Here is an 11,876-nt window from a genome sequence, read left to right as displayed (position 1 = left end):
TCCGAACCTATCCGCCTGGAGAGCTGCTCACAGGCGGCTGTTCCGGAGAGGTCGACGGCGAATCCGCCGCCGGTGTGGTAGGCGTCGTTGTCGGGGTACTCCTCGTTCTGGTCGGTTTCGTGACTGGCGTCGAGCTCGTCGCCGAACTCGGCGTCGGGCTGGGAGTCGTCGGGTCGAAGGTCGAACCCGAGGGTACGGGCCGATCGGTCGGCACGCCAAGACGAGGCCGCCTGGTGTGCTTCGTCGGAGCGATCCCACTGGCGGGCTGGACCCGGTTGCCGTCCACGAGCTTAGTGTGGCCGGGGCTCTTCCAGAGCGCTGTGACGGTGAACACGCCCGCGCCGAGGACGACGACGGCCGCGGCGCTCACCAGGACCAACCGGCCGACGCGCCCCCGCCGGCGGGCGCGGGCCCGATGCGACCTCTGCGGTGCGGGCGCGCGCATCTGTTCGGTCGCGGGGCCGGCCTGAGCGGCTTCGGCCTGGGCGAACGCGGCGGCCGCCGCCGGGCCCTGGTCCGGTGGGGCGTCCCCGGCGGCGCCCGCCGCCCAGTCCCCGGCGAGAGGGGCCTCGACCGTCCACCCGTAGGCGAGGGCGGTCTCCTCCGCGGCGACGGCGTCGCCGACGCCCAGCGAGTGGCGGATCGCGTACGCGCCCTCGGCGATCTCCGCCGCCGAGCGCGGGCGGTCGTCCGGATGCTTGGCCAGCATGGCGGAGACCAGGCCGCGGACGGCCGGCGACACCGACGACGGCAGCGACGGAGGCTCCTCACGCACGTGCTTGAGGGCCAGCGCGACCGGCGTGTCGGCGACGAACGGCGGACCTCCGGCCAGGCATTCGTACGCCACCACGCCCAGGGAGTACAGGTCCGCGGCCGGGGTCACCTTCTTGCCGGTCGCCTGCTCCGGCGAGACGTACTGCGCGGTGCCCATGACCATGCCGGTCTGGGTCATGGAGCTGTCACCGCTGCGCGCGATGCCGAAATCGGTGATCTTGACGGTGCCGTCGTCGGTCACCATCAGGTTGCCGGGCTTGATGTCCCGGTGGATGATGCCCGCCGAGTGGGCGACGTGCAGCGCCCGCGCGGCCTGGCCGACGAGGTCCAGGGTCGCGTCGGCGGACAGCCGCCCGTCGCGCGCGAGGATCTGCGACAGCGTCTCGCCCGCGACCAGCTCCATGACGAGGTAGGCCAGGTCGTCCTGCTCGCCGTAGTCGAAGACCTGCGCGATGCCGCTGTGCTGCAGCGCCGCGGCGAACCGCGCCTCGGCGCGGAAGCGGCCGCGGAACGTCTCGTCGTCGAGGTACTGCTGCTTCAGCAGCTTGACCGCCACCGGCCGGCCCAGGAGCCGGTCGGTGGCCTTCCAGACCTCGCCCATCCCGCCGATGGCCAGCCGCTCGTCGAGCGCGTACCGGTCGTTCAGGACGTCTGGGGTGGTCATGGTCAGCGCACCGCCTGGACGATGCGCAGGGCGATCGGCGCCGAGAATTTCGCACCGCTCGATCCCGCCGGGCCCTCGGTGACGACGGCGAAGGCGATCTTGGGGTTGTTCTTCGGGGCGAAGCCGACGAACCAGTCCTCGTTGATCCCGCCGACGCCGGTCTCGGCGGTTCCGGTCTTGCCGGCGATGTCGTGCCCGCCGATCGTGCTCGCCGCCGTGCCGCGCTCGACGACCGCGCGCATCATCTCCTGGAGCTGGCCGGCCGTCTCCGCGCTGATCGGCTGCCCGAGCTCCTTCGGTTCGGCGGTGAGCAGCTCTGACTGGTCCTGGGCGACGACTCGCTTGACGAGGAACGGCTTCATCATCTTGCCGTCGTTGGCGACCGCCTGGGCGACCATCGCCATCTGCAGCGGCGAGGCCGTCACGACCTCCTGGCCGATGCCGCTGCGGGCCAGGGCGTCGCCGCCGATCTGCTTGGTCGGGTACTGGCTGGTGGCGCTGGGCATGCCGTTCTCGACCTCGGTCGGCTTGTTGAAGCCGAACTTGGCGGCCATCGCGCCGAGCTGCTCCTGGCCCTGCTTCAGCGCGAGGCGGCCGAACGTCGAGTTGCAGGACGCCGCGAAGGAGTCGATCAGGGGCGGGCTGCCGCTGCACTTCTGCTCGTCGCCGTCGGAGTTCGGCAGCGTCTGGCCCGACTCCGGCAGCCGCAGCTCACTGGCGTCGACCCCCGAGTCCTTGTTGTACTGCCCGCTCTCGATGGCGGCGGCCGAGTTGACGATCTTGAACGACGAGCCTGGCGCGAAGGTCTCGCGCATCGCGTAGTTCAACATCGGGTCCGGCTTCTGCTTGTTCAGCGCCGTGAAGGCCTTGTTCGCCTTCGTCCCGTCGTGGACAGCGACGTCGTTCGTGTCGAACGACGGGAAGGAGGCCATCGCCAGGATGGCGCCCGTCTTGACGTCGATGGCGACCGCGCCGCCGCGCCGGATCGTGCGGTTCTTGATGCCGCTGTAGGCGGCCTCCTGCGCGTCCGGGTTGATCGTCGTCTGCACCGTGGCGCCCGCGGCCTTCTTGCCGACCAGCATGTCGAACCAGTTGTGCAGCGCCAGCCGCTTGTCCGTGCCGTCCAGCAGGCCGTTCTGCGCCGACTCGAGGCCCGTACGGCTGAACACGCTGACGTACCCGGTGATGGGCGAGTACATCGTGCCCTGGTTGTAGTGCCGCTGGTAGTTCTTGCCGTCCTTGCCGCCGATCTTCTCGGAGTAGGCCAGCGTGACCTTCCCCGCCATGATCGGACCCCGGTTGTGCTCCCACTGCTGGGCGAACTGCCGGGAGTTCAGCGGGTCGGTCCGCAGCTTCTCCGCCTGGGACCCCTGAAGGTAGTTGATGTTCACGATCAGGACGACCAGCAGGAGCATGCCGGCCACCGCGATCTTGCGGAGCGGCTTGTTCACTGCGTCCTCACCACCTGGGTCATCCCCTCGTCCTGGATCGGCTGCGGCGCGGGCCGCCGCGCGGTGTCACTGATGCGGATCAGAATGGCGATCAAAATCCAGTTCGCGAGCAGCGACGATCCGCCCTGGGCGAGGAACGGCGTGGTCAGGCCGGTCAGCGGGATGAGTCGCGTCACACCACCGACGATGACGAAGACCTGCAGCGCGAAGACGAACGACACACCGCCCGCGAACAGCTTCGCGAAGTTGTCCTTCGTGGCCAGCGCCGCCTTCATGCCCCGCTGCACGATCAGCCCGTACACGATGAGGATCACCATCGCGCCGGTCAGCCCCAGCTCCTCGCCGAACGAGGTGAAGATGAAGTCGCTGTAGGACAGCGGAGTGCGCCACGGCTCGCCCTGGCCGAGGCCCGTGCCGAGCACGCCGCCCTGGCCCATCGAGAACAGGCCGAACATCAGCTGGCTGCTGTCGGCGAGGTACACGCCGCCCTTCTGCTTGCAGACGTCCCAGTGCGTCTGGTTGACGATCTTCCCGCCGATCCGGCAGCCGCCGTCGAAGTACGCCTGCGGGTCCAGCCAGGTGTCGATCCGCTGCGCGACGTGCGGGATCTCCGGGGCGATGAGGCAGGCGCAGGCCAGCAGCAGGACGCCGATCAGCACCCACATGAAGCGCTCGGTCGCGACGTACAGCATGCTCACGAACAGCCCGAAGAACAGGATGGCCGTACCGAAGTCGTTCTCCAGCGCCAGGACGCCGAGGCAGATCACGAAGATGACGAGGATCGGGCCGAGGTCGCGGGCGCGCGGAAGGTTCGCCGGGCCGAGCTTCTTGCCGACGATCGACAGGCTCTGGCGCTTGTTCACCAGGTATCCGGCGAAGAACGCGACCAACGCGAGTTTGGAGAACTCACTGGGCTGGATCGAGAACCCGCCGATCCGGATCCAGATCTTCGCGCCCAGCGCGCCACTGATCGACGAGGGCAGGAAGCCCGGGAGGGCGAGGAAGAACAGCCCGACCGCGCCGATCGTGTACATGTAGCGCTGGAGGATCTTGATGTCCTTCAGCACGAACAGCGTGACGGCGAAGAAGATCATCGCCAGCGCGGTCCAGGTGAGCTGCCCGGTCGTCGACGGCCCGATGTAGGAGAGCTTCTTGCCCTCTTGGAGGGCCTTCTTCCAGTCGGCGCTCGTGCTCAGGTCCAGCCGGTAGATCATCGCCAGCCCGAGGCCGTTGAGGAAGACGGCCAGCGGAAGCAGGAGCGGGTCGGCGTACGGCGCGAACCGGGCCACGACGAAGTAGGCGCCGGCCGCGAGGATCCCGAGGCCGATGCCGTATCCGTACATCCCGGCGGGCAGACTGCCGTCGCGCGCCAGTCCGACCTGGGCGAAACCCGCGACGGTGATCACCAACGCGAAGATCAACATGCCGAGCTGGGCGCTCCGCCGGGGGCGGGTCGCGATCTGAACCTCGGGTTCGGCGGCTGCGGAAGTCATCAGTGAGTGGTGTTCGGCTTAGTAGGGCAGCCGTTCTTGCCCGGCTGCTTCTTGCAGAGGTCGGCCTGGTCGCGGAGCTCCTGCACCTTGGCGCGGGCCTGCGTCAGGTCCGTGACGGAGATGCCCTTGTGCACGTTGTCCTTGTCCGTCTTGGGCAGCAGGTTGATCTGCACCGGCGGACTCGACGGCTCGACGACCGTCTCCTCACAGCCCAGCGTGCTCTGCTGGCCCTTGCCCTTCCAGATCGTCACGACGCCCTTGTTGTCGGAGACGACGAGGTGGCAGACCTGCTTGCGCAGCGTGTTGACGGTGTTATGGGCCTTGCTCAGGCTGCCCAGGCCGTCGATCGTGTGGTTCACCGACTCCCGCGCCGAGGGCGCCAGGTCGGCGACCTTCAGCGCCGGGCTGGGCCGCTCCTTCAGGTGGGACAGCTTGAACCCGAGGAGGTCCTGGTTCATCCCCTGGTAGATGACGACCTGGCCGCCGTCCGCCGCGACGTAGTACTGCCCCTGGACGGTGTTCCAGGCGACGTACGACCCGCCGGCGGCCAGCAGGACGACCACACCGGCCACCGCGACCAGCCAGGGCCAGCGGCGCCGTCGCCGGCCGACCGCCATCTGCGGCAGTGTGTCCTCGTGCTGCTGTCGGCCGACCGCCGGGATGTCCGCCACGGTCACCGGCGCGGGCTGCTGCTCCCGCAGCGCCGCGGCCCGCTGGGCCGGCGTCTCCGCGGCCATCGCGCCGGGCGGCGGCATGTCCGCCTCGCCGCGGCCCCGGCCGGCGTTGTGCGCGGCGCCCGCGGTGATCGAGGCCGGCGGCGGGCCCTGCTGCTGCTCCAGCTCGACCACGTCGGCCACCACACAGGTGATGTTGTCCGGGCCGCCACCGCGGTTGGCCAGGTCGATGAGCTGGCGTACGGCCTGGTCCGGCTCTGCCGCCGTGCTCAGCGCGTGGTGGATGGTCTCCGCGCTCACCACCGTGCTCAGCCCGTCGGAGCAGAGCAGGTAGCGGTCGCCGAGCTGCGCCTCGCGCAGCGAGATGTCCGGGTCGACCTCGCCGCGGCCGTCCAGCGCCCGCAACAGAAGGGAGCGCTGCGGGTGGGACGCGGCCTCGTCCAGGCTGATCCGGCCCTCGTCGACGAGGGACTGAACCAGTGTGTGATCATGGGTGATCTGGAACAGCTCGCCGTTCCGCAGGAGGTACGCGCGAGAGTCGCCGATGTGGACGAGGGCGACCTGCGGGCCGTTCCACAGCATCGCGGTGAGCGTGCAGCCCATGCCCTGCAGCGACGGATCACCCTCGACGATGCTGTGCAGGGTCTCGTTGGCCCGGTGCACCGCCTGCTCGAGGGCGCCGACAAGCTCGTGCGGCGGGAAGTCCCGGTCGAGTGGCTTCAGGGTCTCGATGGCGGCGGCACTGGCGATCTCGCCGCCGACATGGCCGCCCATGCCGTCGGCCACCGCGAGCAGCCGGGAGCCCGCGTACGCCGAGTCCTCATTGCCCTCGCGGAGCATGCCGACGTCCGACCGGGCGGCGAAGTGAATTCCGATGGTCATTTGCGCAGCTCTATGACGGTCTTCCCGATGCGGATCGGTACGCCGACGGGGACGGGTTCCGGCCTGCTCACCTTGGCGCGCCCGAGATAGGTGCCGTTCGTCGAACCGAGATCCTCCACGAACCACTGACCGTTCTGCGAGAAGAGCCGGGCATGCCGTCCCGAAGAGTAGTCGTCTCCGAGCGGGAGCGTGACGTCATTCCCACGACCCATGGTTATCTCCGTCCCGACCAGGTCCATCGTCGTGCCGGCCCGGGCACCCTCGGTGATGACCAGCTTGGTCGGTTCCGAACGCCTGACGCGCGGCGCCGCCGCCTGCCGCGGCGGCCGGGCGGGCTGGGCGGCCTGCCGAGGCCGCTGGGCCTTGGCGGCGGCCTTCGAGCCCCACAGATCGGCACGGATGACGCCCGCGGCCGCGATGACGAACAGCCACAACACGGCTAGGAACGCCACCTTCATGAGCGTCAGGGTGATTTGGTTCATCGGAGTCGGAGCTACTCCCTATCGCGGCGGAACACCAGGGTTGTCCGGCCGAGCGTCACGCGTGAGCCGTCATGCAGGGTCACACGGCGGATCGGCTGGCCGTTCACGAAAGTGCCGTTCGTCGACCCTAGATCAACCGCAACCACCTCCGGACCCTCGACTCTGATCTCGGCATGGTGCCGGGAAACGCCGGGATCGACAAGCCGAAGATCACAATCGGTGCCCCGGCCGAGCAACGTCACCGGAGTGGTCAGATCGTACGTGTGGCTCTGCTGACCCTCCGTGCTCACCAGCAACCGCGGCCGGCCACCCGCGAACCCGCGCGGCGGAGGCGGCATGTCGCTCATCGGCTGGCGGATCTCGCCACCCTCCACGGTGGAGCCACGGATGACCCCGGACCGGATCCGGAACATTCCCGTGCGCAGGTCATCGGCGTTCTCGAACCGCACCCGCACCGGCCCGACGAAGGAGTAACCCTGCTCCTTCGCGTGCTCACGGGCGAGATTGGCCAGCTCCTGGCTCAGGCTGTCGGCGTAGACCTCCAGCCGCTCGCCGTCCGGATGTGAGATCTCGACGACGAAGTCGTTCGGCACCAGCGTGCGACCCTGCGCCACGATCGCGGCGCGCTCGTCCATCTCGCGCTGAATCGCGCTGGCCACCTCGACGGGCTGAAGCTCCGACTTGAAAGCCCGAGCGAAGGCACCCTCGACCATGCCTTCGAGCCGACGCTCGAAGCGCTGTAGGACACCCACGTGCACCTCCCCTCTCCACTGCTAGACGATCGTATCTGTGAGTAGGTTCGCCCCGAGCAACCGATTCGGACCACCGCCGGAATGGTGCTAACCTTTGGACGCGCCCGGGGCGGGTGGCGGAACGGCAGACGCGCACGGTTCAGGTCCGTGTGTCCGCAAGGACGTGAGGGTTCAAATCCCTCCTCGCCCACTCGGTGTTGGGGTCGGCTGGTCGGAAGCTTCGCTTCCTTCCCGTCGACCCCTCGTCGTTTCTTCGGGGGGACGACCCCCCGAGCCCCCCGAGGTGGGGGGCTGCGCCCCCCACGCCCCCCTGCGCCCGCTGCGCGGGCTTGGGGTTGTGAGGGCTTTGCCCCCTAGCCCCCCATGCGTGGGCTGGGGAGAAGATCTACCGAGACTTGGTCGGTGTTAGGCCTTGCGCGGGTGCTGTGGGGCGATTTGGCGCAGCATGTCCAGTGCCTCGGTGTCGCCAAGGGGGAAGATCCGCGGTCGGTGGTCCGCCGCGGGTGTCGCACCGGACTCGACGCGCCGGCCGTACGGACTCATGCCCTTGACCTGACCGAGCTCAAGAACTCACCTACCCGCATCGTGCCCGGTGTCGGTGAGAATTTGGGCCGCCTTGCTTCTAAATGATCTCGAGGTTGGCCATCATGCCCATGTCCTCGTGTTCGGCGTTGTGGCAGTGGAAGAGGTAACGGCCGCGGTAGCCGTCGAAACGGGTGATGATCTCCGCCGATTCGCCGGGCCGCAGTGAGACGGTGTCCTTGAGGCCCGCGTCGTGGGGAAGCGGCCGCCTCCCGCCGCGTGAGAGCACCCGGAAGCCGACCAGGTGCAGGTGGACGGGGTGGTGGACGTCGGCGATCAGCCGCCATACCTCGACATCGCCGAGACGGGTGGTGACGTCGGTACGGGCGGGATCGAACGGTTTCCCGCCGATCAGCCAACCGTGACCGCCGCGCATCCGCCCGGCGCGGAAGGCGAACTCGCGCACCCGCACGGCGTCCGACCGGCGCCACGTCGGCAGATCGGTCGACAGGAGACGGGGGATGCGGCTGTGGTCGGTGGCCTTGCGCGCGATACGGAAGGCCATCACGTCGCGGGTGCGCCCGGAGCCCAGCCGGTTGACGATCCGGACGCGGCCGCCGACCGGGACGCCGGAGAAGTCGATGACCACGTCGTAGCGTTCGGCCGGTGCCATCGGCAGGGACGAGTGGGTGACCGGCGCCGCGAGCAGTCCCTGGTCGGCGCCGACCTGGACGAGGTCGAGCCGGCGTCCGTCGTCGGTGACCGCTTCGAGTTCGTAATGCCGGGCGTTGGAGGCGTTCAGGATGCGCAGCCGATAGCGGGCCGCGTCGACCTCGTGCACGGGCCACGGGGCGCCGTTGACCAGGATCACGTCGCCGAGCACTCCGGCGAGGTAGCGCTCCTGAACGCCGGGCCGCTCGCGCAGGGTGGGGTCCAGGGCGGGGTAGTGCAGGCTGCCGTCGCGGGCGAACGCGCGGTCCGCGATCATGAGGGGTAGCTCGCGCGGCCCGGCGGGCAGGCCGAGCGCGTCCTCGGCGTCGTCGCGCACGATCAGCAGCCCGGCGAGGCCCCGCCAGATCGCGGGAGCGGTGAAGTCCATCCGGTGGTCGTGGTACCACAGCATCGTCGGCCGCTGGTCCAGCGGGAACGAGTACTCCCTGGTCAGCCTCGTCACCACCGCCCGTGGATCGTGCATCCCGTCCATGCCGCTCATCCCGTGCATCCCGCTCATGCCGGGCATGCTGTGCGCCGTTTCGGCGGGGTCCGGCCAGCCCTGGGGCAGGACGAGGTCGGTCGGGTATCCGTCGGAGGCCGGTGTGTTCCGCCCGCCGTGGAGGTGAACGACGGTCGGCACGGGGAGTTCGTTGCGATGCGTCACGGCGATCGGGCGGCCGCGGCGTGCCTCGATCGTCGGCCCCGGGAACGTTCCCTCGTACGTCCACATCGGCGTCCTGACACCGGGCAGGATCTCCAGGGTCGTTTCGCGCTGTGTCATCTCGTACCGGTCGACGCCGCCCGAGGTGCTGACCGGCTTCAGCGCGGAGGGAAGCGGCAACGGCGTCCGGAACGCGGGCGGCAGCGGTACGGCGCTGCGCAACTCGGTGCCGGTGGCCGACGGCCGCCGGGACAGCGCGGCCGCGGTCGACAGCCCGGTGGCCGCCATCAGCCCGAGCGCTCCGCCGATCCCCAGCACCTGGCGCCTGTTCACCATGGGCTCACGCAACGTCGGCCTCCTCGAGCGTGGCCGGCCGGCGCCAGACGGCGATGAACAGCACGACGAGCCCGACGATGGTCAGCACGCCCAGCGGAAGGTGCAGCCACAGTGCCCCGTCCATCCCGGCGAAGTACTGCACCGTCTCGGCCGCCACCAGGGCCAGCGTGGCGAGGAACGGCCAGGCCTGGCGCAACCGGACCCAGACCACGATCGCCGCGATCACTTGCAGGTAGCCGATGGAGGTGACGACGTCGGCGCCGGCCGCATGCCAGCGCAGGGCGTCGAAGTCACCGCTCAGATAAACGCCGGCGAACACGGGCTGGGCGAGGATCGCGACCACGTGTGCGCTGACGAGGGCCCGCATCACCCATCCGGTGACCATGAGGGCGTCCTCCTCGTTCCGTTCTTGATTCGCCCCGACGTTATGACTTGTGAGTTATCTTGTCTAAGATCAATATTCCTATTCAGCTATGCTTCTGCAGGTATGAGGGGTCATGGACCTGAACTCGCTCAAGCAGTTCCTCGTGGTGGCGCGTCTGGAGCACCTCAGCCGTGCGGCCGACGAGCTCCGCATCGCCCAGCCGTCACTGAGCCGCACCATCGCCCGCCTGGAGAGCGAGCTCGGCGCGCCGCTGTTCGACCGGGGCGGCCGTCTCCGGCTGAACGAGGCCGGCCGGCTCTTCCGCGGTTACGTTGAACGCTCCCTGGGCGAGCTCGAGGCGGGCAGGCGAGCCGTCGCCGAGGCCACCAGCGACGGTGTGCGCACCGTGAGGCTGGCGTCGGAGACCTTCCTCACCCTCACCGGGCCGCTGGCGGCCTACAAACGCGCTCACCCCTCCGTCGAGGTCGAACTCCACTGGTCGCCGGCCGAGGACATGGCCCGCCGCCTACGCGCCCAGGACGTCGATCTGTGTGTCGCCTCCCAGCCGATCCACGCCGAGGGACTGGAGCGGGTGCAGCTGCTCGACGAGGAGGTGGGAGTGGCCGTGCCGCTGGACCACCCACTGGCGGGCCGTACGTCGGTGAGCGTCGAGGAGCTCGCGGATCGGCCGTTCGTCACCGCCCGTACGGGGCACTGGCAACGGCGCCTGCTCGATCGGCTCTTCACCGTACGAGGCCTGACGCCGAAGATCGTCTGCGAGGTCGACGAGCTCGGCGCCATCGCCGCCCTGATCGTCGCAGGACTCGGCATCGGCCTCGTCCCCGCCTTCGCCCGGCGTATGGACGCCCACGCCCCGCTCATCTGGATCCCCGTCGACAGCGCCGACTGCCGTCGCACGGTCACCCTGTTCTGGGGCGCCGACAGCCACCTGTCGCCCGCCGCCCGCCTGATGCGCACCACGATCACCGGTTGGGACTGGAACACCCCCGCACCACAGGAGAACCGCGGATGATGAGCTCATGGGGCGGGCTCCACGGTCCGGGCGCTGTACCTCGCGGGCGAGCGGTGCGGGTCAGCCTGCCGTCCATGGGCGGAGCTTGTCCGGGTTGCGGACGGCCCAGATGTGCTTGATCCGGTCACCTGCGACCTCGAACGCGTACACCCCCACGGTGACGTCCCCCAGCTGGGCCATCAGCCCGGGCTGGCCGTTGACCGTGCGCTCCAGGAGCGTCACCTTGTCGAATGACCTGCCGGCGATCTCGGTGATGTAACGCGCGACCTGCTCGCCGCCTTCGATCGGGTGGAGCGCGGCGATGACCAGGCCGCCGCCGTCCGCGGTGAAGGTGGCGCCGGGGTCGAGGAGGCCGATGAGGGCGTCGATGTCCCCGGCCTCCCAGGCCTGCTTGAAATTCTTGACCAGGCCGGCCTGGTGGGCCGCCGGGGCCGCGGGCGGCCGGACGGTGCGGATGCGGCGGCGGGCCGAGGAGGCCAGCTCGCGGCAGGCCGCCGGGGTACGGCCGGTGATCTCGGCGATCTCGGCGAAGGAGTAGGCGAAGACGTCGTGCAGGATGAGCGCGACGCGCTGGGCCGGGGTCATCGATTCGAGTGTGACGAGGAAGGCCATGCCGACCGACTCGTCCAGGGTGACCCGGTCGGCCGGATCGGCCGGGTCGGCGGTGGCGGTGCCCGCTCGTGTGCTGATCCAGTCGGTACGGTCGGGCAGCGGCTCGGGGATCCATTCACCCACGTAGCGCTCGCGTCAGGCCCGCGCCGAGCCGAGCATGTCCAGGCAGATGCGGCCGGCGACCTTGCTCAGCCAGGCGCCGGGGGACGCGATGGCGTCCTGCTGCTCCCGGGACATGGCGTACCAGCGGGCGTACGTCTCCTGGACGGCGTCCTCGGCCTCGGCCAGGGAGCCGAGCAGCCGGTAGGCGAGATTGGTCAGTTGACGCCGCTCGCTGATGATCGCGTTCAGGCCCGCGTCGGACCGGTCGTGTCCTGGCCCCGAGTGGTCGGTCATGGTTCCGGAGGCTCCCTGGGTCGGATTGCTCTCACCGGTCCGACGAGATACCGCACCGGATCGTCA

Annotated in this window: 11 protein-coding genes and 1 tRNA gene; 2 read left to right on the top strand and 10 right to left on the bottom strand. The window is 69.6% G+C overall.

Annotation, left to right across the window (positions count from 1 at the left end; genetic code table 11):
* Positions 1–7: 7 nt before the first annotated feature.
* From AB0L00_RS23870 to AB0L00_RS23845, 6 genes are read right to left on the bottom strand one after another with little or no spacing between them, the layout of a single operon-like run.
* Positions 8–1,438 carry a serine/threonine-protein kinase gene (locus AB0L00_RS23870; RefSeq protein WP_364438047.1) on the bottom strand — a complete coding sequence of 477 codons (1,431 nt, stop codon included), beginning with the start codon at positions 1,436–1,438 and terminating at the stop codon, positions 8–10.
* Between the two features lie 2 nt (positions 1,439–1,440).
* Entirely contained in the window at positions 1,441–2,889 is a 1,449-nt protein-coding gene (locus AB0L00_RS23865; RefSeq protein WP_364438044.1) for a penicillin-binding protein 2, read from the bottom strand.
* Positions 2,886–4,382, bottom strand: a complete 1,497-nt coding sequence (locus AB0L00_RS23860) for an FtsW/RodA/SpoVE family cell cycle protein (RefSeq protein ID WP_364438042.1) — start codon at positions 4,380–4,382, stop codon at positions 2,886–2,888. Before AB0L00_RS23860 ends, AB0L00_RS23865 begins: the two co-directional genes overlap by 4 nt.
* Positions 4,382–5,938: a PP2C family serine/threonine-protein phosphatase gene (locus tag AB0L00_RS23855; RefSeq protein WP_364438039.1), complete on the bottom strand. Its 1,557-nt coding sequence runs from the start codon at positions 5,936–5,938 to the stop codon at positions 4,382–4,384. Before AB0L00_RS23855 ends, AB0L00_RS23860 begins: the two co-directional genes overlap by 1 nt.
* Entirely contained in the window at positions 5,935–6,420 is a 486-nt protein-coding gene (locus AB0L00_RS23850) for an FHA domain-containing protein (RefSeq protein ID WP_345366469.1), read from the bottom strand. Before AB0L00_RS23850 ends, AB0L00_RS23855 begins: the two co-directional genes overlap by 4 nt.
* 11 nt (positions 6,421–6,431) lie before the next feature.
* Positions 6,432–7,172: a DUF3662 and FHA domain-containing protein gene (locus tag AB0L00_RS23845; protein ID WP_345366472.1), complete on the bottom strand. Its 741-nt coding sequence runs from the start codon at positions 7,170–7,172 to the stop codon at positions 6,432–6,434.
* Between the two features lie 107 nt (positions 7,173–7,279).
* On the opposite strand from AB0L00_RS23845, the gene AB0L00_RS23840 reads away from it, so the two are divergent.
* Positions 7,280–7,362, top strand: a tRNA-Leu gene (locus AB0L00_RS23840).
* Between the two features lie 432 nt (positions 7,363–7,794).
* Here AB0L00_RS23840 and AB0L00_RS23835 read toward each other — a convergent pair.
* Positions 7,795–9,417: a multicopper oxidase family protein gene (locus AB0L00_RS23835; protein WP_364438036.1), complete on the bottom strand. Its 1,623-nt coding sequence runs from the start codon at positions 9,415–9,417 to the stop codon at positions 7,795–7,797.
* Positions 9,410–9,790, bottom strand: a complete 381-nt coding sequence (locus tag AB0L00_RS23830; RefSeq protein WP_364438033.1) for a hypothetical protein — start codon at positions 9,788–9,790, stop codon at positions 9,410–9,412. Before AB0L00_RS23830 ends, AB0L00_RS23835 begins: the two co-directional genes overlap by 8 nt.
* Before the next feature lie 112 nt (positions 9,791–9,902).
* Between AB0L00_RS23830 and AB0L00_RS23825 the strand changes: the two genes are divergently transcribed.
* Positions 9,903–10,802, top strand: a complete 900-nt coding sequence (locus tag AB0L00_RS23825) for a LysR family transcriptional regulator (RefSeq protein ID WP_364438030.1) — start codon at positions 9,903–9,905, stop codon at positions 10,800–10,802.
* Between the two features lie 60 nt (positions 10,803–10,862).
* Here AB0L00_RS23825 and AB0L00_RS23820 read toward each other — a convergent pair whose 3' ends face one another.
* Both AB0L00_RS23820 and AB0L00_RS23815 read right to left on the bottom strand, forming a co-directional pair.
* Positions 10,863–11,537, bottom strand: a complete 675-nt coding sequence (locus AB0L00_RS23820; RefSeq protein WP_364438027.1) for a sigma factor-like helix-turn-helix DNA-binding protein — start codon at positions 11,535–11,537, stop codon at positions 10,863–10,865.
* A 12-nt stretch (positions 11,538–11,549) separates the two neighbouring features.
* Positions 11,550–11,810, bottom strand: a complete 261-nt coding sequence (locus tag AB0L00_RS23815; RefSeq protein ID WP_364438024.1) for a sigma factor — start codon at positions 11,808–11,810, stop codon at positions 11,550–11,552.
* Positions 11,811–11,876 lie beyond the last annotated feature (66 nt).

The organism is Actinoallomurus sp. NPDC052308, assembly GCF_040679195.1.
GTDB classification, from domain to species: domain Bacteria; phylum Actinomycetota; class Actinomycetes; order Streptosporangiales; family Streptosporangiaceae; genus Actinoallomurus; species Actinoallomurus liliacearum.
The sequence above is the reverse complement of the archived record's forward strand: the minus strand, read 5'-3'. Positions and strand labels throughout refer to the sequence as shown.

Bases quoted from the DNA above. Each gene is read 5' to 3' on its own strand.
- AB0L00_RS23870 (WP_364438047.1), bottom strand. From the start codon at position 1,438: ATGACCACCCCAGACGTCCTGAACGACCGGTACGCGCTCGACGAGCGG.
- AB0L00_RS23860 (WP_364438042.1), bottom strand. From the start codon at position 4,382: ATGACTTCCGCAGCCGCCGAACCCGAGGTTCAGATCGCGACCCGCCCC.
- AB0L00_RS23855 (WP_364438039.1), bottom strand. From the start codon at position 5,938: ATGACCATCGGAATTCACTTCGCCGCCCGGTCGGACGTCGGCATGCTC.
- AB0L00_RS23850 (WP_345366469.1), bottom strand. From the start codon at position 6,420: ATGAACCAAATCACCCTGACGCTCATGAAGGTGGCGTTCCTAGCCGTG.
- AB0L00_RS23830 (WP_364438033.1), bottom strand. From the start codon at position 9,790: ATGGTCACCGGATGGGTGATGCGGGCCCTCGTCAGCGCACACGTGGTC.
- AB0L00_RS23825 (WP_364438030.1), top strand. From the start codon at position 9,903: ATGGACCTGAACTCGCTCAAGCAGTTCCTCGTGGTGGCGCGTCTGGAG.
- AB0L00_RS23815 (WP_364438024.1), bottom strand. From the start codon at position 11,810: ATGACCGACCACTCGGGGCCAGGACACGACCGGTCCGACGCGGGCCTG.